The sequence below is a fragment of the Streptomyces albidoflavus genome (assembly GCF_000719955.1).
GTDB classification, from domain to species: domain Bacteria; phylum Actinomycetota; class Actinomycetes; order Streptomycetales; family Streptomycetaceae; genus Streptomyces; species Streptomyces albidoflavus.
Map to the genome: position 1 here is coordinate 297758 of NZ_JOII01000006.1, position 25815 is coordinate 323572.

Consider the following 25815-nt stretch of genomic DNA (forward strand, 5'->3'; position numbering starts at 1 on the left):
TTTCAGGGCTGTTACGTTCCTGCCGACCCGAAGCCGCGAAGGAGCGGCAGGCACGGCTGCCCTCAGCCCTCGCCGGATCGGGACCGTGCTTGAAGGAGTACACATGCGACGTGGCATAGCGGCTACCGCGCTCGTGGCGAGCCTGGCGCTCGCGGCGACGGCCTGCGGCGGGGACACCACCGACGAGAGCGGCGCCAAGGGCGGCAAGAGCGGCGGCGAACTGGCCGGCACGGTCACCTGGTGGGACACCTCGACCGTCGGCAGTGAGGACAAGGTCTTCAAGGCGCTGGCCGAGGGCTTCGAGAAGGAGCACCCGAAGGTCAAGGTCAACTACGTCAACGTGCCCTTCGCGGACGCGCAGAACAAGTTCAAGAACGCCGCCTCCTCCGGCTCCGGCGCCCCCGACGTGATCCGCTCCGAGGTCGCCTGGACCCCGGACTTCGCCTCGCTCGGCTACCTCGCCCCGCTCGACGGCACCGCCGCCCTCGACAAGGAGGACGACTACCTCAAGCAGGCCGCCGCCTCCACCAAGTACGACGGCAAGACCTTCGGTGTCCCGCAGGTCATCGACTCGGTCGGCATCTTCTACAACAAGAAGCTGCTCAAGGAGGCCGGCGTCGAGGTGCCCAAGACCCTCGACGAGCTGACCGAGGCCGCCAAGGTGATCAAGTCGAAGACCGGCAAGGCCGCCCTGTACCTGCGCGGCGACGACGCGTACTGGTTCCTGTCGTTCCTCTACGGCGAGGGCGGCGACATGATCAACACCAAGGACAAGTCGGTCACCATCGACGACAAGCCCGCGATCGACGCCTTCAAGGCCGTCAAGGAACTGGTCGACTCCAAGGCGGCCGTCACCGACGCCACCAACGGCTGGGACAACATGCAGAAGGCCATCAAGGACGGCGAGGTCGCCATGGCGATCAACGGCCCCTGGGCCGTGACCGACACCCTCGCCGGTGACGCCTTCAAGGACAAGGCCAACTTCGGTGTCGCCCCGGTCCCGGCCGGCTCCAAGACCGCCGGCTCCCCGCAGGGCGGCCACAACTACGCCGTCTACGCCGGGTCGAAGAACCTCGACGCCTCCTACGAGTTCGTCAAGTACATGAGCTCCGCCAAGGTCCAGGCCGAGGTCACCGAGAAGCTCAGCCTGCTGCCGACGCGCGCCTCGGTCTACGGCGAGCCGAAGGTCGCGGAGAACGAGATCGTGCAGTTCTTCAAGCCGGTCGTCGAGACCGCCGTCGAGCGCCCCTGGGTCCCCGAGGGCGGCAGCCTCTTCGCGCCGCTGCAGACCCAGTACACCAAGGTCCTCACCGGCCAGGCCACGCCCGAGCAGGCCGCCAAGTCCACCGGTGACTCCTACCGCAAGCTCCTGAAGGACTACAAGTAACCGACCCGGCCGCGTGCCGCCGCCGCACCTCGCGAGCGGCGGCACGCCCCACCCGTACGGAGAAGAAGGAGGCCGGCCGACCGATGGCTGTGCACACGGGCCCGTCGGTGGCCAAGGCGCCGGGGAAGGCAACCGTCCCCGGGCCGCGCCGCCCGGCCAGAACGCGGGAGAGCGGAGTACGCCGCGCCCTCTCCACGCACTGGTACGCCTGGACCATGGTGGCGCCCGTCGTCATCGTCCTCGCGATCATCGTCGGCTACCCGCTGGGCAGGGGTATCTGGCTCTCGCTCACCGACGCCACCGAGGCCAACGTCGAGCGGACCATCGGCGTCAACCACATCCCGGCCACCTACGAGTTCACCGGCCTCCAGAACTACGTGGACGCCTTCGGCGACCCGGTCTTCCTCCAGCGCCTGGTCTGGACGATCGTGTGGACCGTCGCCTGCGTCTCCATCACGTACAGCCTGGGCCTGGCGCTCGCCACCCTGCTCAACCGGCAGGTCGCCGGGCGCGGCTTCTACCGGATGGCGCTGGTCGTGCCGTGGGCCATCCCCGGCTTCGTCTCCGTCTTCTCCTGGAACTTCCTCTACAACGAGAAGCACGGCCTGCTCAACAAGATCCTGGTGGGCGGCGGCATCGACGCCGTGCCGTGGCTCAACGACCCGACGATCGCCAAGCTCTCGGTGATCGCGGTCAACGTCTGGCTCGGCGTCCCCTTCATGATGGTGGCCCTCCTCGGCGGCCTGCAGTCCATCCCCGGCGACCTCTACGAGGCGGCCGAGATGGACGGCGCCAGCGCCTGGCAGCGGTTTAGGCACATCACCCTGCCCGGGCTGCGGCCCGTCTCCACCACGGTGATCCTGCTCTCCACCATCTGGACCTTCAACATGTTCCCGGTGATCTTCCTGCTCACCCGGGGCGGGCCCGGCGACGCCACCGAGATCCTGGTCACCCAGGCGTTCCGGATGACCTTCGTCGACAGCCCGCGCAACTTCTCCACCTCGGCGACCTGGGGCGTCATCATCCTGCTCCTGCTGCTGGTGTTCGCCTTCTTCTACCGCCGCGTCCTCAAGAAGCAGGGAGAGGTGTGGTGACCATGCCCAACACCCGCCGCAGTCGCAGCCCGCTCGCCTCGATCGGCCTGCACGGCACACTGCTGATCGCCACCGTTGTCGCCGTCTTCCCCGCCCTGTGGGTGCTGCTGACCTCGCTCAAGCCGGCGAAGTTCGCCACCACCACCGACTTCTTCCACGACACCACCCTCGCCAACTACACCCACCTGCTGGGGGACACCAAGTTCCTCACCTGGTTCGGCAACTCGGTGATCGTCGCCGCCACCACCACCGTGATCGGCGTCTTCCTCGCCGCCACCACCGGTTACGCGGTCAGCCGCTTCCGCTTCCCCGGGATGCGGCCGCTGATGTGGGTGCTGCTCATCACCCAGATGTTCCCGATGGCGATCCTCATCGTGCCGCTGTACAACCTCTTCTCCTCGATGGGGCTGCTCAACCAGCCGGTCGGCCTGGTCATCACCTACCTGACCATCGCCGTGCCGTTCTGCGCCTGGATGATGAAGGGCTTCTTCGACGCGATACCCGTCGAGATCGACGAGTCCGGACGCGTCGACGGGCTCAACCCCTTCGGCACCTTCTGGCGGCTCATCCTGCCGCTGGCCCGGCCGGGCCTCGCCGTCACCGGCTTCTACTCGTTCATCACCGCCTGGGGCGAGGTCGCGTACGCCTCCGCCTTCATGGTCGGCGAGGACAACATGACGCTCGCCGGAGGACTCCAGACCTTCGTCAACCAGTACACGGCCCAGTGGGGACCGATGACCGCCGCCTCCGTGCTGATCGCCGTCCCGGCCGTCATCGTCTTCGTCCTCGTCCAGCGCCACCTGGTCACCGGCATGACCGCCGGCGCCACCAAGGGCTGAACGGCCTTGCCGCGCCCCCAGGCCACCCCCATGACTCCAGGGAAGACATGACCCAGCACCTCACTGCCCCCGCCCCCACCGCCCCGGCCGCCGACACCGCTCCCGGCTGGTGGCGCGACGCGGTGATCTACCAGGTCTACCCCCGCAGCTTCGCCGACGCCGACGGCGACGGCATGGGCGACCTGCCCGGCATCCGGGCCCGCCTGCCCTACCTCAGGGAACTGGGCGTCGACGCCGTCTGGCTCAGCCCCTTCTACGCCTCCCCGCAGGCCGACGCCGGATACGACGTCGCCGACTACCGGGCCATCGACCCGATGTTCGGCACCCTCGCCGACGCCGAGGCGCTCATCGCCGACGCGCGGGCGCTGGGGCTGCGCACCATCGTCGACCTCGTCCCCAACCACTCCTCCGACCAGCACGCCTGGTTCCGCCAGGCGCTCGCCGAGGGCCCCGGCTCGCCGCTGCGGGAGCGCTACCACTTCCGCCCCGGCAAGGGCACCGACGGCGAACTCCCGCCCAACGACTGGGAGTCCATCTTCGGCGGGCCCGCCTGGACGCGTACCGCCGACGGCGAGTGGTACCTGCACCTCTTCGCACCCGAGCAGCCCGACTTCAACTGGGAGCACCCGGCCGTCCGCGACGAGTTCCGCTCCATCCTGCGGTTCTGGCTCGACATCGGGGTCGACGGCTTCCGCGTCGACGTGGCGCACGGCCTGATCAAGGCCGAGGGGCTGCCCGACATCGGCGCCGGAGAGCAGGTCAAGCTGCTCGGCAACGAGGTCATGCCCTTCTTCGACCAGGACGGCGTCCACGCGGTCTACCGCGACTGGCGCGCGCTCCTCGCCGAGTACGGCGACGACCGCGTCCTGGTCGCCGAGGCCTGGACGCCCACCGTCGAGCGGACCGCCCACTACGTCCGTCCCGACGAGATGCACCAGGCGTTCAACTTCCAGTACCTGAGCACCTACTGGGACGCCGAGGCGCTGCGCGAGGTCATCGACGCCTCGCTCGCCGCGATGCGCCCGGTCGGCGCCCCCACCACCTGGGTCCTCTCCAACCACGACGTGACCCGGCACGCCACCCGCTTCGCCAACCCGCCCGGCGGCACCCAGCTGCGCACCCCCGGCGACCGCGCGCTCGGCCTGCGCCGGGCCCGCGCCGCCACCCTGCTGATGCTCGCCCTGCCCGGCTCCGCCTACGTCTACCAGGGCGAGGAGCTGGGCCTGCCCGACGTCACCGACCTGCCCGACGAGGTCCGCCAGGACCCCTCGTACTTCCGGGCCGCCGGACAGGACGGCTTCCGGGACGGCTGCCGGGTGCCGATCCCGTGGACCGTCGAGGGGCCCTCGGCCGGCTTCGGGCCCGGCGGCAGCTGGCTCCCGCAGCCCGCGGGCTGGGGCGAGCTGAGCGTCGAGGCGCAGACCGGCGACCCCACCTCCACCCTGGAGCTGTACCGGGCCGCGCTCGCCGTCCGCCGGGAACACCCCGGGCTCGGCGCGGGTCAGGAGATCACCTGGCGGGAGGCGCCGGAGGGCGTCCTCGCCTTCGCCCGCCCCGCGTTCGCCTGCACCGCCAACACCACCGGCGCCCCGGTCCGGCTCCCCGCCCCCGGCCGCCCGCTGCTCGCCTCCCAGGGCGCGGCCCCGGCCGTCGCCGAGGACGGGACCGTCGAGCTGCCCGCCGACACCACGGTGTGGTGGACGGTGTGACCCTGCCCGCCCCGCGGGACGGCTCCCCGGCCGTCCCGCGGCTCGCGGACATCGCCGCGCAGGCCCAGGTCAGCGAGGCGACCGCCAGCCGTGTCCTCAACGGCCGCCCCGGCGTCGCGCACTCCACCCGGCAGCGCGTCCTCGCCGCCCTGGACCTGCTCGGCTACGAGCGGCCCACCCGGCTGCGCCGCCGCAGCGCCGGGCTCATCGGCCTGGTCACCCCCGAGCTGACCAACCCGATCTTCCCGGCCTTCGCCCAGGTCGTCGAACAGGCGCTGGCCGGCTACGGCTACACCCCGGTGCTCTGCACCCAGATCCCCGGCGGCGCCACCGAGGACGAACTGGTCGAGCAGCTGGAGGAGCGCGGCGTCAACGGCATCGTCTTCCTCTCCGGCCTGCACGCCGACACCACCGCCGACCCGCGCCGCTACGCCCGGCTGACCGAGCGCGGCGTCCCCTTCGTCCTCATCAACGGCTACAACGAGCGCATCCGCGCCCCCTTCGTCTCCCCGGACGACCGCTCGGCGGTCCGGATGGCGGTGCGCCACCTCGCCGACCTCGGCCACCGCCGGATCGGTCTCGCCGTGGGGCCCGACCGGTACGTGCCCTCGCGCCGCAAGGCGGAAGGTTTCGCCGACGCCCTCGCCGAGATCCTCGGCACGCCCCGGGACCAGGCCGAACAGCACGTCCGCCGCACCCTGTTCAGCGTCGAGGGCGGCCACGCCGCGGCCGGGTCGCTGCTGGAGCAGGGGTGCACGGGGCTGGTCTGCGGCAGCGACCTGATGGCGCTCGGCGCCGTCCGTGCCGCCCGGGAACGGGGGCTCGACGTCCCCGCCGACCTCTCGGTGGTCGGCTTCGACGACTCGCAGCTGGTCGCCTTCACCGACCCGCCGCTGACCACGGTCCGCCAGCCGGTCCACGCGATGGCCACCGCCGCCGTCGGCGCCCTGCTGGAGGAGATCGCCCACCAGACCGTGCAGCGCACCGAGTTCGTCTTCCAGCCGGAGCTGGTGGTGCGCGGCTCCACCGCCCAGCGGGTGCCCGGCGGCTGAGGGGACGTACGGGGCGCTTCGTCCGGAGCCGCCCGCAATCTCTTGCAGAGGCTTGCGGGCCCTGCTGCCCGGCGCCCAACCCCCTTGATGTCCGTGGTGTTTCGGGTTCGTGTCCAAAGGGTTGACCGCGGGTACCGCTCGCTCTACGGTCTGCTTCGCGACGCTCCTTGCAGTTTTGCTGCAAGAGAATTCAGCCCTCCGCCCCCCGATCAGGAGGCACCACATGGCCCGCAGACTCGCCACCGCGTCCCTAGCCGTGCTGGCGGCGGCCGCCACCGCCCTCACCGCGCCCACACCCGCCGCTGCCGCCCCGCCCGGGGCGAAGGACGTCACCGCCGTCCTCTTCGAGTGGAAGTTCGCCTCCGTAGCCCGCGCCTGCACCGACAGCCTCGGCCCGGCCGGCTACGGATACGTCCAGGTCTCCCCGCCCCAGGAGCACATCCAGGGCAGCCAGTGGTGGACCTCCTACCAGCCCGTCAGCTACAAGATCGCCGGACGGCTCGGCGACCGCGCCGCCTTCAAGTCCATGGTCGACACCTGCCACGCGGCCGGCGTCAAGGTCGTCGCCGACTCGGTCATCAACCACATGGCCGCGGGTTCCGGCACCGGCACCGGCGGCAGCGCGTACCAGAAGTACGACTACCCGGGCATCTGGTCCGGCGCCGACATGGACGACTGCCGCAGCGAGATCAACGACTACGGCAACCGCGCCAACGTCCAGAACTGCGAACTGGTCGGCCTCGCCGACCTCGACACCGGTGAGCCGTACGTCCGCGACCGCATCGCCGCCTACCTCAACGACCTGCTCTCGCTCGGTGTGGACGGCTTCCGCATCGACGCCGCCAAGCACATGCCGGCCGCCGACCTCACCGCCATCAAGGCCAAGGTCGGCAACGGGAGCACGTACTGGAAGCAGGAGGCCATCCACGGCGCGGGCGAGGCCGTCCAGCCCAGCGAGTACCTCGGCACCGGCGACGTCCAGGAGTTCCGCTACGCCCGCGACCTCAAGCGGGTCTTCCAGAACGAGAACCTCGCCCACCTGAAGAACTTCGGCGAGGACTGGGGCTACATGGCGAGCGGCAAGTCCGCCGTCTTCGTCGACAACCACGACACCGAGCGGGGCGGCGACACCCTCAACTACAAGAACGGCTCCGCCTACACCCTCGCCGGCGTCTTCATGCTGGCCTGGCCCTACGGCTCCCCGGACGTCCACTCCGGCTACGAGTTCACCGACCACGACGCCGGCCCGCCCAACGGCGGCACCGTCAACGCCTGCTACAGCGACGGCTGGAAGTGCCAGCACGCCTGGCCCGAGCTCTCCTCCATGGTCGGCCTGCGCAACACCGCCTCCGGGCAGCCCGTCACCAACTGGTGGGACAACGGCGGCGACCAGATCGCCTTCGGCCGCGGCGACAAGGCGTACGTCGCCATCAACCACGAGGGCTCCGCGCTGAACCGCACCTTCCAGAGCGGCCTGCCCGGCGGCGCCTACTGCGACGTCCAGAGCGGCAGGTCCGTCACGGTCGGCTCCGACGGCACCTTCACCGCCACCGTCGCCGCGGGCACCGCCCTGGCCCTGCACACCGGGGCCCGCACCTGCTCCGGCGGCGGAACCGGCCCCGGCACCGGGCAGACCTCCGCCTCCTTCCACGTCAACGCCACCACCGCCTGGGGCGAGAACATCTACGTCACCGGTGACCAGGCCGCCCTCGGCAACTGGGACCCGGCCCGCGCCCTCAAGCTCGACCCGGCCGCCTACCCGGTGTGGAAGCTCGACGTGCCGCTGGCCGCCGGAACCCCCTTCCAGTACAAGTACCTGCGCAAGGACGCCGCGGGGAAGGCCGTCTGGGAGTCCGGCGCCAACCGCACGGCGACCGTCGGCACCACCGGCGCCCTCACCCTCAACGACACCTGGCGCGGCTGACCCCGCCCCCATTCGGCCCGGCGCCCGCCTCCCCGCGGACGCCGGGCCGCTGCCGCACCCGCCCCGCGAACCCCGCCCGGCGGCCCCCGCCCCCGAAGGAGACCCGTCCCCGTGCGACGGACCACCATCCTCGCGGTGAGTCTCGGCCTGTGCGCCGCCCTCACCGCCACCCTCCCGGCCACCGCCGACACCCCCGACGCCCCGGCCGCGCGGGCCACCGCCGCCGAGGACACCGCCGAGGCCGTCTGGCTCGACGCCCGCACCGTCGCCTGGCCGCGCGCCGCGCAGACCACGAGCGCCCGCCTCCTCGCCCCGGCCCAGGAGGCCGAACGGCAGGAGGCGGCGAAGATACGCCCCGGCTCCGCCACCCGCGCACTGCGGCTCGCCCCGGGCAAGCTCACCCCCGCCCAGCTGAAGAGGTTCCCGCACCTCGCCGCGTACGACGCCTGGCGCGTCGACCCCCGTGACCGGCGCCTCGCCGCCGAGGCCCTGCGCGGCCGGCTCGTCGCCCAGCAGCTGGCCGCCGACGGCACCGTCACCGCCGCCACCGCCGTGCAGACCGCCGGAGTTCTCGACGACCTCTACGCGGACGCCGCCCAGCGCCGCGCGCTCGGCGCCACCTTCGACCGCGCCGGCCGGCCCACCCTCTCCGTCTGGGCCCCCACCGCCCGCCGCGTCGCCCTCGACCTCGACGGACGCACCGTCCCGATGCGCCGCGACGCCGCCTCCGGCGTCTGGACGGTCACCGGCGAACGCGGCTGGAAGGACCGGGAGTACGCCTACGACGTCACCGTCTACGCCCCCGAGGCCGGCCGCACCGTCACCAACACCGTGACCGACCCCTACGCCGTCGCGCTCACCACCGACTCCCGCCGCAGCCTCGTCACCGACCTGGACGACCCGAAGCTCGCCCCGCCCGGCTGGAAGAACCTCCGCAAGCCGAAGGCCGTCCCGCTGCGCGACGCCCAGATCCAGGAACTCCACGTCCGGGACTTCTCCGCCTCAGACCCGACCAACGCCCACCCCGGCACCTACCGCGCCTTCACCGACCGCTCCAGCGACGGCGCCCGCCACCTGCGCCGCCTCGCCGACGCCGGCACCACCCACGTCCACCTCCTCCCCGTCTTCGACATCGCCACCATCCCGGAGAAGGACGCCAAGACCCCCGACTGCGACCTGCCCGCGCTCCCCGCCGACTCCCCGCGCCAGCAGGAGTGCGTCACCGCCGGCGCCGCCGAGGACGCCTACAACTGGGGGTACGACCCGCTGCACTACACCGTGCCCGAGGGCTCCTACGCCACCGACCCCGAAGGGCCGGGCCGCACCCGCGAGTTCCGCGAGATGGTCGGCTCCCTCAACCGGGACGGGCTCGGCGTCGTCATGGACGTCGTCTACAACCACACCGCCGCCTCAGGCCAGGCCGACACCTCCGTCCTCGACCGGATCGTCCCCGGCTACTACCAGCGCCTGCTGGCCGACGGCTCCGTCGCGAACTCCACCTGCTGCGCCAACACCGCGCCCGAGAACGCCATGATGGGCCGCCTCGTCGTCGACTCCGTCGTCACCTGGGCCAAGCAGTACAAGGTCGACGGCTTCCGCTTCGACCTCATGGGCCACCACCCCAAGGCCAACATGGTCGCCGTCCGCAAGGCCCTCGACGCGCTCACCCCGGCCCGCGACGGCGTCGACGGCAAGCGGATCATCCTCTACGGCGAGGGGTGGACCTTCGGCGAGGTCGCCGACGACGCCCGCTTCGTCCAGGCCGGCCAGGCCAACATGGCCGGCACCGGCATCGCCACCTTCTCCGACCGCGCCCGCGACGCCGTCCGCGGCGGCGGCCCCTTCGACGAGGATCCCGGCGTCCAGGGCTTCGCCTCCGGCCTCTACACCGACCCCAACGACTCGCCCGCCAACGGCACCCGAGCCGAACAGCGCGCCCGGCTCCTGCACTACCAGGACCTGATCAAGGTCGGCCTCACCGGCAACCTCGCCGACTACCGCCTCACCGACTCCACCGGCCGCCGCACCACCGGCGCCGGGGTCGACTACAACGGCGCCCCCGCCGGCTACGCCGAACGCCCCGGCGACGCCCTCGCCTACGCCGACGCCCACGACAACGAGACCCTCTTCGACGCCCTCGCCTTCAAGCTGCCGGCCGGCACCCCGGCCGCCGACCGGGCCCGCATGCAGATCCTCGCGATGGCCACCGCCACCCTCTCCCAGGGCCCCGCCCTCTCCCAGGCCGGCACCGACCGGCTCCGCTCCAAGTCCCTGGACCGCAACTCCTACGACAGCGGCGACTGGTTCAACGCCCTGCACTGGGACTGCCGCCAGGGCAACGGCTTCGGCCGGGGCCTGCCGCCCGCCGCCGACAACCAGGACAAGTGGGAGTACGCCAAGCCGCTGCTCACCACCGTCTCCGTCGGCTGCGCCGAGATCGAGGCGAGCGCCGCCGCCCACCGCGACCTGCTCACCCTGCGCGCCACCGAACCCGCCTTCTCCCTGCGCACCACCGCCGAGGTCCAGCGCGCCCTGAGCTTCCCGCTCTCCGGCCCCGACGAGACCCCCGGCGTCGTCACCATGCGCCTCGCCGACCTGGTCGTCGTCCTCAACGCCACCCCCGACACCCAGGACCAGCGCCTGACCTCGGCCACCGGCACCCGCTACGCCCTCCACCCCGTCCAGGTCCGCGGCTCGGACCCGGTCGTCAAGGACGCCGCCTACGACCGCCGCACCGGCACCTTCACCGTCCCCGCCCGCACGGTCGCGGTCTTCCGCGCGGGCTGAGCCCCACCAGCCAGGGAGCGCCCGCGCGATCCCGCGCGGGCGCTCCGGGCTGTGCCGAGCGGATGAGCCACGTGCAGTGCACGTACGTCGTCCCCGAGGAGCGGGACGGCCCGCGCCAGGTGACCCCTCACTCCACCGGGGCCGCCTGCGCCGGCACCTCGGCCTCCGCCTCGGCCTCGGCCGGGAGGAGGGTGAGGAGGCGTACCGCGAGGTCGGTGAACGGGCCGTCCGGGGGTTCCTGGGCGAGGATGCGGCGGACCACCCCGGCGATCTCCTCGTCGTAGGCGCCGGCCACCGCCACCAGGGCGCCGAAGTCGTGCACCAGCTGGAGTTCCAGCGCGGCCCGTTCGGTCCTGCGGCCGTCGAGCCAGAGCAGCGCCGTCGACTCCGCCAGCGAGACCCAGGACCGCACCACCAGCTCCAGCCGGGGCGGCACCGCGACCAGGTCCAGGTGGGAGACGATCTGCTCGTACGCCGCCTGCCGCACGGAGTCGATCAGGGCCGTCGCCGCCGAGGAGGAGCCGGGGTCGCCGCTGACCGACTGGGCGGGGCCGCCGCGCATCAACGCCGAGAAACCGGGGCCGTGTTCGTCCACGAAGTCGAAGAACCGGCCCATCACGCGCTGGAGCCGGGCCCCCAGCGGGCCCTCGCGCGGCTCGTCGAAGCGCTGGGCCAGGTCCTCGGCGGCCCGGCGCAGCGCCGCCTCGTACAGGCTCGTCTTGCCCGGGAAGTAGTGGTAGACGAGGGGGCGCGAGATGCCCGCGGCCGCGGCTATCTCGTCGATGGACACCTCGTCGGGGGAGCGGTTGCTGAACAGCTCCAGCGCAACCCCGATGAGCTGCTGCCGCCGCTCCTCGACACCCATTCTGCGGCGCGTCCCGGTCGTCATACCGAACAGACTACCGACCTGCGGGAGTCGGGGGTGCCCCTGTGCGCCCGGTGAGAACGGCGAGCGCCGTCGGCGAGTGCGCCACCGCCCTGTTCGGGGAGGGCCGGGCATCGCCGACGGCGCCGACCCCCACCGCCGCGTCCGCGCCGTCCTCACCTACCTGAACCAGGGGTGAGGCGGGCCCGTTCAGAGGTCCAGCACGATCCGTCCGCCCCGGGAGCGGGAGACGCAGAGCAGCATCGCCTCGTCGCGTTCGCTGTCGGTCAGGAGTTCGTCGCGGTGGTCGACCTCGCCGGAGACGACCCGCTGGCGGCAGGTCCCGCAGAACCCCTGCGTGCAGGAGTACGGGGCGTCCGGCAGCTCCTCGCGTACCGCCTCCAGGGCCGTGCGGTCGGCGGGGACGGTCACCGTGCGGCCGGTGCGACGCAGTTCGACCTCGAAGGGGAGGTCGCCGCGGGCGGCCGAGGGGCGCCCGGTCGGGCCGCCGGCGAAGCGTTCGGTGCGCAGGAGGCAGCCCGCGGGCAGGGCCGCCTCGACCGCCGCCATCAGCCCCTCGGGGCCGCAGCAGTAGACGGTGGTGCCCTCGGGGGTGCCGGCCAGCGCCGCCGCCAGGTCGGGCCGGCCGCTCTCGTCCTCGGCGGCCAGGGTGACCCGCTCGGGGCCGCCCAGCTTCTCCAGCTCGTCGGCGAAGGGCATCGAGGCCCGGGTGCGGCCGCCGTAGAGCAGTTTCCAGTCGGCGCCGGCCGCCTGGGCCGCCCGCACCATCGGCAGCAGCGGGGTGATGCCGATGCCGCCGGCGACGAAGACGTAGGCGGGAGCGGCGGTGAGCGGGAAGCGGTTGCGCGGTCCGCGGACCGTCACCTCCGTGCCCTCGCGCAGCTCCCGGTGGAGCTCCAGCGAACCGCCCCGGCCGCCCTCGGCCGCCTCGATCAGCCGGGTCGCCACGGTGTACGCCGACCGGTCGGCCGGGTCGCCGCAGAGCGAGTACTGCCGGACCGTGCCCGAGGGGAGCACCAGGTCGAGGTGGGCGCCCGGCTCCCAGGCCGGCAGTTCGCCCGTACCCTCCAGCCGGAGCCGCACCACCCCGTCGGCCGGGGTGTCCCGCCGCACGACGCGCAGGGTCGTCGCCCGGCTGCGCGGCCGCCCCGAGACCGGCTCCTCCAGGGCGGGCAGAGGCCACAGCGGCGAGCGGCGGATACGGGTCCGCAGCGCGCGCCGCACCAGGACGGCGGCGCCGGCCGCGAGGACGACGGTACGCAGACGGGCCATCAGCGGGCGTCCTTCGGGGCGTCGGGTGCGGTGGCGGCCTCGGCGGCCAGCGCGGCCGGGGAGGAGGCCAGGTAGGCGACGGCCTGGGCCGTGCTGCCCTCCTGCGAGGGGTGGTAGTCACGGTGCAGGTAGGTCGGCACCGACTTGAGGATCGCCGGGGTGCTCGGCAGCATCCCCGCCCGGCCCTTGCGGTAGAACTCGGTGAAGCTGCCCTTGCCCTCCAGCAGTGTCGGGTCGTTCTCCATGAAGAACCGCACCCCGCGCTGCCAGAGGAAGAGCAGCGCGCCGAAGGCGGTGGCCCAGGTGCGGGCCCGGCGCCGGTAGCCGCCGTCGACGTGCTGGAAGAGGTCGAAGGCGACCGAGCGGTGCTCGACCTCCTCGGCGCCGTGCCAGCGCAGCAGGTCGAGCATGGTCGGATCGGCCCCGGCCGTGTCCAGCCGCTCGGCGTTGAGCACCCAGTCGCCGAGGAAGGCGGTGTAGTGCTCGATGGCGGCGATCAGCGCCACCCGCTCCATCAGCCACCACCGGCGCGCCCGCCCGGGCGGCAGGGTCCGGTCGCCGAGCATCTTCTCGAACATCCAGTCCACCTGCGCGGTGTACGGCGTCGGGTCGAGCCCCTGCTCGCGCAGGTGCGGCAGCACCTCGTCGTGGGCCTGCGCGTGCATCGCCTCCTGGCCGATGAAGCCGATGACGTCCTCGCGCAGCTTCTCGTCCCGGATGTACGGCAGGACCTGCTGGTAGACGTGGACGAACCACCGCTCACCGGCGGGCAGCAGCAGGTGCAGCACGTTGATGGTGTGCGTGGTGAACGGATCGCCGGGCACCCAGTGCAGCGGCGTCTCCTCCCAGGCGAAGGAGACCTTCCGCGCTTTGAGCGGGGTGTGCTCCGAGGCGACCGGCCCCCCGCCCTTCGTCGTATTAGGCATGGCGTCAATGTACGTTCGGGTAAGTCCGCTGCCCAGCCCCCTGCACCGCCTTTCTGCCTGGCCAACTCCCCGCGCCCGCACGGCGGCCAGGAGAAAAACGGCTGCGCCTGCCCGCCCCCTGTGCGACAGTCCTCCGCCGTGGACACCGACACCGACACCGACACCGGCACCGACACGCACACCCGCACCGGCGGACCGGCCGTACTCCTGCGCCGCGCCCTGCCCGCCGACGCCCCCGCCCTCGCCGAGGTCTGGCTGCGCTCCTTCGCCGCCGCCCTGCCGACGGTCCGCCGGGCCCACGGGGACGACGCGGTACGCGGCTGGTTCGCCCACCTCGTCACCGGGTGCGAGACCTGGGGCGCCTTCGACGGGGAGCACGCCGTCGGCCTCCTGGTGCTGGACGGCGACGAGCTGGACCAGCTCTACCTCGCCCCTGATCGGCGCGGCCGGGGCCTCGGCGACCGCCTCGTCTCCCTCGCCAAGGAACGCCGCCCCGGCGGCCTCGCCCTGTGGACTTTCCAGGTCAACACGCCCGCCCGCCGCTTCTACGAACGCCACGGCTTCACCGAGACCGAGCGCACCGACGGCACCCGCAACGAGGAACGCGAGCCGGACGTGCGTTACGTCTGGACGCCCTGACCCCGCCCCAGCAGCGCCGCCTCCTTCTCCTCGGGCAGCCCCACCACCGGCCGGTCGGGGCGCTGTGGTGCCACCCGGCCGGGCAGGGTGGCGAGCCACGCCCAGGTGTCCCGTACCGTCTCGGCCACCGGGCGGCACCGCAACCCGGCCGCCAGGGCCTTCGACACGTCGCTGCCGTGCAGGGCCGCGTGGTCCGGGGTGGCCGGCGGAATCCACACCGGCAGTTCGAGCCACGGTTCGGCGCCCGCAGCCAGCACCGCCTCCGGGGTGAGCCAGCGCAGGTCGGCGGTGGAGCCGGTCACCGTCACGCAGGTGTCGAGGAGTTCGCCCATGGTGGTGAAGCCGGCCGGGCTCACCAGGTCGTACGCCCCGTGGAGTCCGGCCTGCCCGGCCGCGAGCAGCCACGCGGCGAGGTCACGGGCGTCGATGTACTGGACGGGCAGGTCGCGGGGGCCCGGCGCCGGGACCTCGCCGCCCCGGGCGATCCGGGTGAGCCACCACGGCAGGCGGCCGATGTTCTCCCACGGGCCGAGGATCAGCCCGGCCCGCGCCCACAGCGTGCGCTCCTCGCCGAAGGCGCGGGCCGCCGCCAGTTCGCCGCCGCGCTTGTCCTCCGCGTAGCTCCGCGCCGCCGCGTCCGGGTCGCCCGCGACGACCGGGGCGCTCTCGTCGGCGCCGCGCGCCACCGGCGGCCCGTACACCGAGCGGCTGGAGACGTACGCGTACCGCCCGGCGTACGGGGCGAGCAGTTCGGCGCTGTCCCGGACCACCGAGGGCGCCCCCGACCAGGTGTCCACCACCAGGTCCCAGCCGGGCCCCTCGGTGGCGGCCCGGGCCAGGGCGTCGAGCCCGCCCGGCGCCGTCCGGTCCCCGAACAGGGCCCGGGCCCCGGCCGGTGCCGGATGGCGCCCCCGGTGGAGGAGATCCACCTCCCAGCCCCCGGCCAGTGCCGCCTCGACGACCGCGCGCCCCACGAACTCCGTACCGCCCAGCACCAGAAGTCTCATGGGGCCACTCTGCGCCACCGGGGGCACGGCGCGGGCCGGGTTCTGCTACGGGAAGAGCCGGTCAGTCGCGGGCGGTGGAGGGGGTGTACTTGTAGCCGACCCGGCGCACCGTCTGGATGGAGCGGCGGTACTCGGCGCCCAGCTTGCGGCGGAGCCGGGCGATGTGGACGTCCACGGTCCGCCCGTCGCCGACGTGCCCGTACCCCCAGACGGTGGTGACGAGCTGGTCGCGGGTGTGCACCCGGTGCGGGTGGCGGACCAGGTGGGCCAGGAGCTCGAACTCCAGGTAGGTCAGCTCCAGCGGGCGGCCGTCCACGAAGGCGGTGCGCCGCTGGGGGTCGACCCGTACCGGGTGCCCCTCGCCCTCGGGGGCCGCCTCCTCGACGGGTGCCGCCGGGGCGGGTTCGGGGACGGGCGGGGCGGCGGCGGGCGCGGTGAGCGGCGCCTCGCCGGCCGGGACCAGCACCAGGTAGCCGATCATCGGCGGGCGGCCCGGCAGCGAGGGCAGGGTGTGCGGGGGAGCGGGCAGCCAGGTGGCGCCGGGCGGCAGCAGCGCGGCGACCTCGGCCGGGGGGACGGTCTCGTCGCGGTCGACGGCGCGCAGGCGGTGGCGGGCGAGCGGCGGGCGGCCCTCGGTCCGGCCGCCGGCGGCGGGGGTGAGGGTGGGAGCGGTGGACGCGGTGAACGTACGGGTGTTCGCCATGGTGGGGTCAGCTCTTTCGCGCGGAGGGGAGATCGGGACCGTCGCGGCGGGAGCCGTCCGGGAGGACGGGCCGGGGCCTGACGGGATGTCCGTGCGCGGGCCGAAGACCGGGTGAGCGGTGTTCAGAGGGCCTGCGCGGTCACGCGCGGCAACACACCCGGTCGAAGTCGTGGTGCTGACGGGACGGCCAGAACGGTTCGAGGTCGCATCGCCCCGTGGTGGTGTACTGGTAGCCGGCCATGGAGCCATTGAAGCACGGGCCCGCTCCGCGCAGCAGCCTTCCTGGACACCTTGTCCACTCCTTGATACGCCGACCGTCCAGGGTGCCCAACGCCGCCGGGGACGCCCGCCGTTCGGCGGACGCCCCCGGGCGGGCGGTCGTGGCGCGGCTCAGACCTGGCCGGCCTTCTCCAGCGCGGTGCAGCAGGTGTCCACGATGAGGCGGGTCACCACGTACGGGTCGACGTTGGCGTTGGGGCGGCGGTCCTCGATGTACCCCTTCCGGTCCTGCTCGACCTGCCACGGGATGCGGACCGAGGCGCCGCGGTCGGAGACGCCGTAGCTGTACTCGTTCCACGGGGCGGTCTCGTGCAGGCCCGTGAGGCGGTCGTCGATGCCCGCGCCGTAGTGCTTGACGTGGTCCATCGGCTTCGAGCCCTCGCCGAGCGACTCGCAGGCGGTGATGATCGCCTCGTACCCCTCGCGCATCGCCTTGGTGGAGAAGTTGGTGTGGGCGCCGGCGCCGTTCCAGTCGCCCTTGACCGGCTTCGGGTCGAGGGTCGCGGAGATGCCGAACTCCTCGGCCGTGCGGTAGAGCAGCCAGCGGGCCACCCACATCTGGTCGGAGACCTCCAGCGGCGAGAGCGGGCCGACCTGGAACTCCCACTGGCCGGGCATGACCTCGGCGTTGATGCCGGAGATGCCGAGACCGGCGGCGAGGCAGTGGTCGAGGTGCTTCTCGACGATCTCGCGGCCGAAGATCTCGTCGGCGCCGACACCGCAGTAGTAGCCGCCCTGCGCGGCCGGGAAGCCGCCCTCGGGGAAGCCGAGCGGGCGCTGCCCGTCGAAGAAGGTGTACTCCTGCTCGATGCCGAAGACCGGCTCCTGGCCCGCGAACTGCTCGGCGACCGGGCGCAGCAGGGCGCGGGTGTTCGACTCGTGCGGGGTCATGTCGATGTGGAAGACCTCGCAGAGCACGAGGATGTCGTCGCCGCCGCGGATCGGGTCCGGGCACTGGAAGACCGGCTTCAGCACGCGGTCCGAGGCGTGGCCCTCGGCCTGGTTGGTGCTGGAGCCGTCGAAGCCCCAGATGCCCGGCTCGGCACCGTCCGCGAGGATCTTGGTCTTGGACCGCAGCTTGGCGGTCGGCTCGGTGCCGTCGATCCAGATGTACTCAGCCTTGAAGGTCACGAACGCCATCCTTTGCGGGTGCTGCGGGGTATAGCGGGCAGCTTGCCAACGCCCGATGTCACGTCCGTTGCCCGAGTGTGAATCCCGTGTTACCCGCGCCCGCCCCTCCGGCCGCCTCAGCCCTCCGGCCGGTGGGGCGCCGACGGGCCCGGACGGAAGAGGTACGTGTGGACGCCCCGGTCGGAGTCGGCGTGGACGAGGAAGCCGTCGGGGGCGGGGGTGAGGGAGCAGGCGGTGAAGGCGGACGGGGTGCGGAGGCGGGCCAGGAGGGTCAGGCCGGGGAGGGCGAGGATTTCGGTCAGGCCGCCGGAGGTGACCATGCAGCACCAGGTGCCGTCGGGGGAGACGGCGAGGTCGGCGGGGTCGAGGACGCGACGCGTCGCCAGGGCGGAGCCGGTGGTGAGGTCGTGCAGGACGAGGGTGTCCGACCAGCCCACCAGGAGGCGGTCCGCGTCCGGGAGGGCGGCGGTGCAGGTGGCGCGTTCGTAGGCGTTCGGGCGCGTCTCCCTGGCCGGTGTCCTGAGGGTGCGGGTCCGGCCGTCGCGGTACAGCACGCCCACCACCAGGTCGCCGAAGTGCCTCTCGGCGGACGACACGGTGCGGCGCCGCACCGAGGCGACCCAGGAGCCGTCCGGCGCCACGGCCAGGAGTGCCGCGTCCGACGGAAGCGTCTCGGCCCGCCCGCCGAAGACCACGTCACCGGTGGCCGTCTCCCGTACCTCCACGACGTCGTCGTACGCCAGGGCGAACAGGGTGCCGTCGTCGGTCCAGGTGACGCTGCCGAAGGGGGAACCGAACTCCACGAGGGGCAGGGCCGCCGCCGCGCCGGGGCGGACGAGCCCCACCTGGGCGACCGGCTGCTGCCAGTGGAGCGGCAGGTCCTCGACGGCCATCGGGGTGGCGACCCCGAAGTCCCGGTCCCGCCCGGCGGCGCCGGCCCCGGGCACCCAGCAGTCGCACCGCCACGGCGTCCAGACCACCAGAACCGTTCCGCCGGCCAGTTCGACCGCGTGGACCCGGGTCAGCTCGCGGGGAGCCGCCTCGCCCGGCTCCCGTCCGGGGTCGGAGACGACCACTCCGCTCCGCACGGTGCGTGCCATGCGGCCGCCGCCGTCGACCGCGACCCGCACCGTCTGCCCCTCGCCGTTGTGGAAGGCGGCGGGAGCGTCGTCCGCCCGGATCTCCCGCCACCCGTGGCCGGCGGAGGCCAGGCGGGCGTAGAGGGCGGTCCCGTCCGGGGAGACCGCGAGCCCGTGCGCGGAGGGGTCGCAGGGCCGGTCGTCTTCCGCCCCGGTCAGCAGGTCGCGGAGGCGGACCTCGCCCCCGACGGCGTAGGCGAGGAAGTTCCCGGCGGCCTCGGCGAGGCGCACGTCCCGCGCACCGAGGACCGTCGGCGTACCGTCCGCCCCCGTCGCCCGCCAGTCGTGGAGCACCAGGTCGCTCCCGACATGGACCATGGTGACGGCTCCGCCCGAGGAGACCGCCAGGCAGCGCACCCACCCCTCGGGCCGTCCTGCCCGGCGGGGTGCCCGGTCCGGGTCGCCGACGCCCTCGACGGGGCACACCGCCACTTCGTCCTCGAAGCAGCAGGCGACCCATTCCCCGTCCGGCGAGACCGCCACCGAGACCAGGGCGTCGGGGGGACACGGCGCCACGCGCTCGTTCTCCGTCGCCACCTCCCACACCAGGGCCCGGCCACGGCGGACGTGGACGAACCAGCGCCCGTCCGCGCTGAGGGCGTAGTTACTGCCGATCTGGGCCGATTCCTCCTGGAGGGTGTACAGCGGCACGAACTCCCGCTCCCACAGCACCCTTCCCGAGTCCACGTCCCGCTGCCGGACGTACAGGCCGTCCACGGTCGTGACGGTCCGGCCGTCCGGTGAGAGGCCGACCCCCATGGCCGGGCCCTCGGTGGGCAGCACCCGGACGACCGACGAGCCCGACAGGTCGGGCGGCGGGCCCTGGTTGACGAGGACCGGGCCGGGGAGCAGAGCGGCCCGCTCCTCCGCCTGCTCCGCCCAGTGCCGCTGCCCGCCCAGCCGGCTGTACAGCACGGCCGCACGCCCGGCCCAGCCGTCCGCGGGCGCCAGCAGATGCCCCACCGCCGACAGTTCGCTCGCCCGCCGCGCCGCCGCTGGGGTGGGGACCAGCCGCGCGTCGTTGAACGGCGCGCTCGCGTCCCGCTGCCGCAGCCGCAGTTCCACCCAGCGCAGGTCGCCGACGAGAGCCTCCGCCTCGTCCGTCAGCCCGGCCTCGACCAGGTGCCGCACCAGATGGTCGTGCAGGTAGCCCTCGCCCAGTTCCCACCACGGCGTCGGAGCGGGAGCGGGCCTGACCCCCGCGACCAGGTGGCCGTGGGCGGCCGTCAGCCGCCCCGCCCCCAGCTCCGCCCGCAGGTAGTCGCGGATGACGTCGTGGAGGACCAGGCCCCCGGAGTCGGTCAGCCCCACCAGGGCCACGTCCCGCAGGCGGCGGCAGAGCGCCCGCGACCGGACCGGCTCGTACCCGGCCGACTCCCGCCACAGGGCGCAGACCAGCTCCACCGGGACCACCTCGTCCTCCGCGAACACGCCGAGCTCCAGCAGCCGTTCGCGCTCGCCCGCCGACTCGGAGAGCAGCCGTACCGACGCCTCGACCGTGGCGCGTACCGCCTTCTCCCGCTCGGCCGGGTCGTCCAGGCCGAGCGGGTGCGCCCCGCTGCCGAGGTCGGCCCCGGCGGGCCCGGCCGCGCGCAGCAGGGCCAGGGTCTGGGCCCAGGCGTCGGCGGTGGTGAGGCCGGTGGCGGTCTCGGCGGCGAGGAGGCGGTTGACGAGGCGGAGCAGGAGCGGCCAGCCGCCGGTGACGCCGAGGAGGGCCGCCACCTGGGCGTCGGTGAGGTCGAGGCCGGTGGTGAGGACGGCGCGGGCCTGGTCGTCGGTCATCCGGTCCACGAGGACCCGGGAGGCGTCGTCAGGGAGGGCGGCGGGGATGCGGGTGGTGACCAGGCGGACGCAGTGCCGGCCGCCCACCAGGAAGGGCGCGAGCTGGGCCTCGCTCCACACGTCGTCCAGGACGAGCAGCAGCGGTCCGCGCAGGCCGTCCAGGGCGCGGCCGAGCTGCGCCCCGGCCAGCGCCGGGTCCTCGTGGAACAGCGCTTCCTCGCCGGTGACCAGGCGGATCACCTCGGCCGCCTTGGCGGCGATCCGCGGGCCGCCGCGCAGGTCGCCGCCGAGCGTGACGAAGACGACGGTGGGGAAGCGGCGCCGGACCCGCTCGTCCGCGCAGACCGCCTTGGCCAGGGTGGTCTTCCCGAAGCCGCCCGCGCCCTGGAGCCCGGTGGTCAGCCCGACCGTGCCCGCGTTCCCCGCGAGGACGGCTTCGACGGCCCGTTCGGTCTCCTCCCGGTCGACCAGCCAGGCCGGGGGCGGCGGGACGACGCTGGGCGGGGGAGCGGGGCGCACGGAGGCCGCCTCGCGCCGCCGGTCGAGGGCGAGCAGCGCCCCCGTCAGCACCAGCATGACGGCGAGGGAGGCCCACGGGTGGCGCCGCAGCACGTCCAGCACCCCGGGCCAGCGTGCCGCCTCGGTCGCGGCGTTCCCGGCGAGCGAGGCGGCCAGCGGGATCGCCGCCGCCAGCACCACCGCGACCGCTCCTCCGACGACCTCCCGCGCCCGCATCGCCGTTCCCCCCAACCACGTTGCCCGCCCCGCGTGTCGGGGCGAGCGTAACCGGACACGCACGGCCCGGGACCGCCCCGCCGGGCACACTGGCCCCATGAGCGCAGACAACAGCCCCACGCCCCCCGCCAGGACCAGGGTCGCCCTGCTCGGCACCGGCCCCTGGGCGCGGTCCACGCACGCCCCCGCGATCGCCGCGCACCCCGGTGCCGAACTCGCCGGCGTCTGGGGCCGCCGCGCCGAGGCCGCGGCCGAGCTGGCGGGGGAGTACGACGTGCCCGCGTACACCGGGGAGGACGGGCTCGGGGAACTCCTCGCCGAGGCCGACGCGGTGGCGATCGCGCTGCCGCCGGACGTGCAGGCGCCCCTCGCGGTCCGGGCCGCCGAGGCCGGGTGCCACCTGCTCCTCGACAAGCCGGTGGCCACCACGCCCGCGGCGGCCCACGAGGTGGCGGCGGCGGCCGGGGCGGCGCGGGTGGCCTCGGTGGTCTTCTGCACGCTGCGGTTCGCCCCGCCCACCGCGGCCTGGATCGCCGAACAGGCCGGGCGCGGCGGCTGGTTCACCGCCCGCGCCCAGTGGCTCGCGCCGCTCTTCGTGCCGGGCTCCACCCACGAGTACGCCTCGCCCTGGCGCAAGGAGAAGGGCGCCCTGTGGGACGTGGGCCCGCACGCCCTGTCCGTGCTGATCCCGGTCCTCGGCGACGTCACTGCCGTCACCGCCGCCACCGGCCCGAACGGCACCGCCCACCTCGTCCTGCGCCACGCCTCGGGCGCCTCCTCCACCGCCACCCTCGGCCTGGGCGCCCCGCCCGCCGCCGGCGGCGTCGAGATCGCCCTGTACGGCGAGCACGGCACCGCCGAACCCCCGCGCTGGGGCGAGTCGGTGACCGCCTACGGCGCGGCCCTCGACGCCCTGCTGGAAGCGGCCCGCACCGGCCGCCCGCACCCCTGCGACGCCGCCTTCGGCGCCCGCCTCACCGAGATCCTCGCCGAGGCGCAGGCCCAGCTCGGCTGAGCGGGGCGGGACCCGGTCAGCCCGCGTCCCGCCCCCGCCCCAGCGCCTCGCGGACCGCCTCCTCGGTGCGGCCCACCACGGCCGAGCCGTCGTCGGCGGTGATCAGGGGCCGCTGGATGAGGCGAGGGTGGTCGGCGAGCGCGGTGACCCAGCGGTCCCGGGCGGCCTCCTCGCGCGGCCAGGAGCCGAGGCCCAGTTCCTTCGCCTCCGGCTCGCCGGTCCGGGTGATGTCCCAGGGCTCCAGGCCGAGCCGGTCCAGCACGGCACGGATCTCCGCCTCGGTGGGCACGTCCTCCAGGTACCTGCGCACGGTGTACGAGGCCCCTTCGGCGTCGAGCAGGGACAGGGCGCTGCGGCACTTCGAACAGGCCGGGTTGATCCAGATCTCCATGGCCTCACGGTAGCCGCGCCGTCCCCTCCCAAACCTCCCGCACCCCCCGTCTGTTCGAATCCGGCCAACCTCCGCCGAAGCCCGTGGAACCCGTTCTGGCCAGGGCTGATTGTCAGTCCCCCGCAGTAGAATTGACCCAGTGTTCGAGGGAAGCCGGGGGGTTTCCCGAACCGACAGGAGGATGCCCGTGGCCGTGCTCCACGCAACCGAACCCCTGCCGACCGTCGCGCCCGCCGACCCGCCCGGCCGGCAGCCGTCCGCCCCGCTCGCCAAGCGCCGGCTGCCGGCCGGACGGCCCCGCGAGTGGTACGTCCGGCACAACCGCCGCCTCAAGGCCATGCGCCTGGCCATCGCCCTGCTCGACGCGGGCGCCCACGGCCCGGGATTCGTCCACGACCGCACCATCCGGGCCGCCGCCGTGCGCCTGGGCATCCACCCGCCGTCCACCGCCACCTGCCGGATGGTCCGGCAGCTCATGCACTACCCGCGCTGACGCGGACGCGACGGGGCCCGGCGCGGGAGACTCCCCGCGCCGGGCCCCGGCCGTACGCCCGCCCCGCGTCAGCGGCGCTTGACGCGCACCAGCTTCTTGTTGACGAACTCCTCCATGCCGTACTTGCCCAGCTCCCGGCCGATGCCCGAGCGCTTCACGCCGCCGAAGGGCAGTTCGGCGGCGCTCCCCTCGGCCTGGTTGATGTAGACCATGCCGGTGTCCAGCCGGGAGGCGATCTCCAGCGCCCGGTCCTCGTCGGCGCACTGGATGGCCGCGCCGAGACCGTAGGGCGTGTTGTTGGCCAGCTCCACCGCCTCGTCCTCCGAGGAGACCCGGTAGATGACCGCGGCCGGGCCGAACAGCTCCTCCTCGAAGGCGCGCATCCCCGGCTCCACACCGGTCAGCACGGTCGGCTCGTACCAGGCGCCCTCCCGGTCGATGCGGCGGCCTCCGGCCAGCACCGTGGCGCCCTTGGCGACCGCGTCCTCGATCTGCGCGGCGAGCGTCTCGACGGCGCCCGCCGAGGAGAGCGGGCCCATGAAGGTCGACGGGTCCGAGGGGTCACCCGGCACCACCGTGCCGACCGCCGCGGTGAACTTGTCGACGAAGGCGTCGTAGTGCTCGTCCAGGACGATGATGCGCTTGGCCGCGTTGCACGCCTGCCCGGCGTTGCCGAACCGGCCCGTCACCGCGTACTTGACCGTCTTGTCCAGGTCCTCCGGCTGGAGCACCAGGAACGGGTCCGAGCCGCCCAGCTCCAGCACCACCTTCTTCAGGTGCCGCCCCGCCTGCTCCGCGACGGCCGACCCGGCCCGCTCCGAGCCGGTCAGCGAGACGCCCTGGACGCGCGGGTCCGCGATGATGGTGGAGACCTGCTCGTTGGTGGCGAAGAGGTTGACGTAGGTGCCGTCGGGCGCGCCCGCCTCCGCGAAGATCCGCTCCATCGCCAGCGCCGACTCGGGACACTGCGGGGCGTGCTTCAGCAGGATGGTGTTGCCGAGCATCAGGTTGGGCGCCGCGAACCGCGCCACCTGGTAGTAGGGGAAGTTCCACGGCATGATCCCGAGCAGCGCGCCGATGCCCTCCTTGCGGACCACCGCGCTGCCGCCGCCGGCCACCTCCAGCTCCTCGTCCACCAGGAACTTGGGGCCGTTGGCGGCGTAGTAGCGGTAGATGGAGACGACGATGTCGATCTCGCCGCGGGCCTGGGCGACCGGCTTGCCCATCTCCCGGGTGATGATCGCCGCCAGCTCGTCCTTGCGCTCCGCGTACAGCTCCGCGACCCGGTTCAGCAGCGCCACCCGGTCCTCCTGGCCGCTGGCCCGCCAGCCGCCGAACGCCTGGTGGGCGCGGTCCACCGCTGCCTGGATCTCGGCGTCGGTGGCCTCGGGGAACTCCCGCTCGGTCTTGCCCGTCGCGGGGTTGACGATCTTGTACGTGGTCATGCGGTCTCCCAATCTGAGGCGGCCCGCGCGTACGCGGGCGGTGCTGCCCGGTCCCGGTCGTCCGGCACGCGGCCCGGCCCCCGCCACAGGGGCGGGGAACCGGGCCGCGCGGAAGTCACTCCGCCACCGTCTCACCCGAAGGCGGCCGGGCGAAGAAGGCCGTCACCCGTCGGGGTGTGCCCCCGGGCCGTTCCGCCCGAACGCGGCGAGGACCGACTCCGCGGCCAGCGTCGCCGTCAGCTCCCCGGCCCGGACCCGGGCCTCCAGTTCCGGTGCCACCTCGCGTACCCGCGGATCGGCGTGCAAACGGTCGAGGAGTGTGTCGTGCACCATGGCCCAGACCCACTCGACCTGCTGGTCACGGCGTTTCGCGGCGAGCCGCCCGGTGGAGTCCAGCAGCGTGCGGTGCTGCTCCAGCCGCTCCCAGACCGTCTCCAGGCCGGAGCCCTCGCGCGCCGAGCAGTGCAGCACCGGCGGCGTCCACGCGGCGTCCGCCGGGTGCATCAGCCTCAGCGCCCCCGCCAGTTCCCGCGCCGCCGACCGGGCGTCCCGCTCGTGCGGGCCGTCGGCCTTGTTGACCGCGATCACGTCGGCCAGCTCCAGCACGCCCTTCTTGATGCCCTGGAGCTGGTCACCGGTGCGGGCCAGGGTCAGCAGCAGGAAGGTGTCGACCATCTGCGCGACCGCCGTCTCCGACTGGCCCACGCCGACCGTCTCCACCAGCACCACGTCGTACCCGGCGGCCTCCATCACCACCATCGACTCCCGGGTCGCCTTCGCCACCCCGCCGAGCGTCCCCGCCGAGGGCGAGGGCCGCACGAAGGCCGCCGGGTCGACCGCCAGCCGCTCCATCCGGGTCTTGTCGCCCAGGATGGAGCCGCCGGTACGTCCCGAGGACGGGTCGACGGCGAGCACCGCCACCCGGTGCCCGAGCCCCGTCAGCAGCGTGCCGAAGGCGTCGATGAAGGTGGACTTGCCGACCCCGGGCACCCCGCTGATGCCGATCCGGCGGGCCCGCCCGGAGTGCGGCAGCAGCTCGGTCAGCAACCGCTGGGCCGCCACCCGGTGGGCGGGCCGGGTCGACTCCACCAGGGTGATGGCGCGGGCGATCTGCGCGCGCCGCCCGTCGAGCACGCCCTTCACATAGCTGTCGAGATCGATCGTCGCCGCCATCCGTCAG

The 25815-nt window shown here is 73.8% G+C and carries 20 protein-coding genes; 10 read left to right on the plus strand and 10 right to left on the minus strand.

Features of this window, described 5'->3' with window-relative positions:
* Positions 1–103 precede the first annotated feature (103 nt).
* The 7 genes from IF45_RS0109180 (at position 104) to pulA (ending at position 10792) form a co-directional block, all read left to right on the plus strand.
* A complete protein-coding gene (locus IF45_RS0109180; protein ID WP_030306713.1) occupies positions 104–1387 on the plus strand; it encodes an extracellular solute-binding protein in 1284 nt (427 codons plus the stop codon).
* Between the two features lie 83 nt (positions 1388–1470).
* The gene (locus tag IF45_RS0109185) at positions 1471–2481 is read left to right on the plus strand and encodes a carbohydrate ABC transporter permease (RefSeq protein ID WP_003947731.1); all 1011 of its coding nucleotides are present in this window, start codon (positions 1471–1473) and stop codon (positions 2479–2481) included.
* A 2-nt stretch (positions 2482–2483) separates the two neighbouring features.
* Positions 2484–3320 (plus strand): sugar ABC transporter permease, encoded by an 837-nt coding sequence (locus IF45_RS0109190; protein ID WP_008409230.1) that lies wholly within the window; start codon positions 2484–2486, stop codon positions 3318–3320.
* A 47-nt stretch (positions 3321–3367) separates the two neighbouring features.
* Positions 3368–5029, plus strand: coding sequence for a glycoside hydrolase family 13 protein (locus tag IF45_RS0109195; RefSeq protein WP_030306716.1), 1662 nt, complete (start codon positions 3368–3370; stop codon positions 5027–5029).
* Positions 5014–6081, plus strand: a complete 1068-nt coding sequence (locus IF45_RS0109200) for a LacI family DNA-binding transcriptional regulator (RefSeq protein ID WP_030306719.1) — start codon at positions 5014–5016, stop codon at positions 6079–6081. Before IF45_RS0109195 ends, IF45_RS0109200 begins: the two co-directional genes overlap by 16 nt.
* 223 nt (positions 6082–6304) lie before the next feature.
* Positions 6305–8005, plus strand: coding sequence for a carbohydrate-binding module family 20 domain-containing protein (locus IF45_RS0109205; protein ID WP_015507988.1), 1701 nt, complete (start codon positions 6305–6307; stop codon positions 8003–8005).
* Positions 8006–8116: 111 nt separating this feature from the next.
* Positions 8117–10792, plus strand: a complete 2676-nt coding sequence (pulA, locus tag IF45_RS0109210) for a pullulanase-type alpha-1,6-glucosidase (protein WP_078842854.1) — start codon at positions 8117–8119, stop codon at positions 10790–10792.
* 127 nt (positions 10793–10919) lie between these two features.
* Here pulA and IF45_RS0109215 read toward each other — a convergent pair whose 3' ends face one another.
* The 3 genes from IF45_RS0109215 to IF45_RS0109225 form a co-directional block, all read right to left on the minus strand.
* Positions 10920–11681, minus strand: coding sequence for a TetR/AcrR family transcriptional regulator (locus tag IF45_RS0109215; protein WP_078842855.1), 762 nt, complete (start codon positions 11679–11681; stop codon positions 10920–10922).
* Positions 11682–11867: 186 nt separating this feature from the next.
* Positions 11868–12950, minus strand: coding sequence for a PDR/VanB family oxidoreductase (locus tag IF45_RS0109220; RefSeq protein ID WP_030306724.1), 1083 nt, complete (start codon positions 12948–12950; stop codon positions 11868–11870).
* Positions 12950–13876 (minus strand): metal-dependent hydrolase, encoded by a 927-nt coding sequence (locus IF45_RS0109225; protein ID WP_030306726.1) that lies wholly within the window; start codon positions 13874–13876, stop codon positions 12950–12952. Before IF45_RS0109225 ends, IF45_RS0109220 begins: the two co-directional genes overlap by 1 nt.
* 207 nt (positions 13877–14083) lie before the next feature.
* Between IF45_RS0109225 and IF45_RS0109230 the strand changes: the two genes are divergently transcribed.
* Positions 14084–14515, plus strand: coding sequence for a GNAT family N-acetyltransferase (locus IF45_RS0109230; protein ID WP_030306728.1), 432 nt, complete (start codon positions 14084–14086; stop codon positions 14513–14515).
* On the opposite strand, the gene IF45_RS0109235 is transcribed toward IF45_RS0109230, so the two are convergent.
* The 4 genes from IF45_RS0109235 to IF45_RS0109250 form a co-directional block, all read right to left on the minus strand.
* Positions 14497–15522 carry an NAD-dependent epimerase/dehydratase family protein gene (locus IF45_RS0109235; protein ID WP_030306730.1) on the minus strand — a complete coding sequence of 342 codons (1026 nt, stop codon included), beginning with the start codon at positions 15520–15522 and terminating at the stop codon, positions 14497–14499. The genes IF45_RS0109230 and IF45_RS0109235 overlap by 19 nt on opposite strands.
* A gap of 61 nt (positions 15523–15583) precedes the next feature.
* Entirely contained in the window at positions 15584–16225 is a 642-nt protein-coding gene (locus tag IF45_RS0109240) for a winged helix-turn-helix domain-containing protein (protein WP_030306732.1), read from the minus strand.
* A gap of 390 nt (positions 16226–16615) precedes the next feature.
* Positions 16616–17635, minus strand: coding sequence for a glutamine synthetase (glnII, locus tag IF45_RS0109245; protein WP_008409218.1), 1020 nt, complete (start codon positions 17633–17635; stop codon positions 16616–16618).
* Positions 17636–17751: 116 nt separating this feature from the next.
* Positions 17752–21291 carry an NB-ARC domain-containing protein gene (locus IF45_RS0109250; RefSeq protein WP_030306734.1) on the minus strand — a complete coding sequence of 1180 codons (3540 nt, stop codon included), beginning with the start codon at positions 21289–21291 and terminating at the stop codon, positions 17752–17754.
* Between the two features lie 97 nt (positions 21292–21388).
* On the opposite strand from IF45_RS0109250, the gene IF45_RS0109255 reads away from it, so the two are divergent.
* Positions 21389–22306: a Gfo/Idh/MocA family protein gene (locus tag IF45_RS0109255; protein ID WP_030306737.1), complete on the plus strand. Its 918-nt coding sequence runs from the start codon at positions 21389–21391 to the stop codon at positions 22304–22306.
* A 16-nt stretch (positions 22307–22322) separates the two neighbouring features.
* On the opposite strand, the gene IF45_RS0109260 is transcribed toward IF45_RS0109255, so the two are convergent.
* Entirely contained in the window at positions 22323–22697 is a 375-nt protein-coding gene (locus tag IF45_RS0109260; protein ID WP_003947715.1) for an arsenate reductase family protein, read from the minus strand.
* A gap of 181 nt (positions 22698–22878) precedes the next feature.
* Here IF45_RS0109260 and IF45_RS0109265 point away from each other — a divergent pair, with 181 nt between their 5' ends.
* The gene (locus IF45_RS0109265) at positions 22879–23190 is read left to right on the plus strand and encodes a hypothetical protein (protein WP_030306740.1); all 312 of its coding nucleotides are present in this window, start codon (positions 22879–22881) and stop codon (positions 23188–23190) included.
* Positions 23191–23258: 68 nt separating this feature from the next.
* Here IF45_RS0109265 and IF45_RS0109270 read toward each other — a convergent pair whose 3' ends face one another.
* Both IF45_RS0109270 and meaB read right to left on the minus strand, forming a co-directional pair.
* Positions 23259–24635: an NAD-dependent succinate-semialdehyde dehydrogenase gene (locus IF45_RS0109270; protein WP_003947713.1), complete on the minus strand. Its 1377-nt coding sequence runs from the start codon at positions 24633–24635 to the stop codon at positions 23259–23261.
* A 162-nt stretch (positions 24636–24797) separates the two neighbouring features.
* Positions 24798–25808, minus strand: coding sequence for a methylmalonyl Co-A mutase-associated GTPase MeaB (gene meaB, locus IF45_RS0109275; protein ID WP_003947712.1), 1011 nt, complete (start codon positions 25806–25808; stop codon positions 24798–24800).
* Positions 25809–25815: the final 7 nt, after the last annotated feature.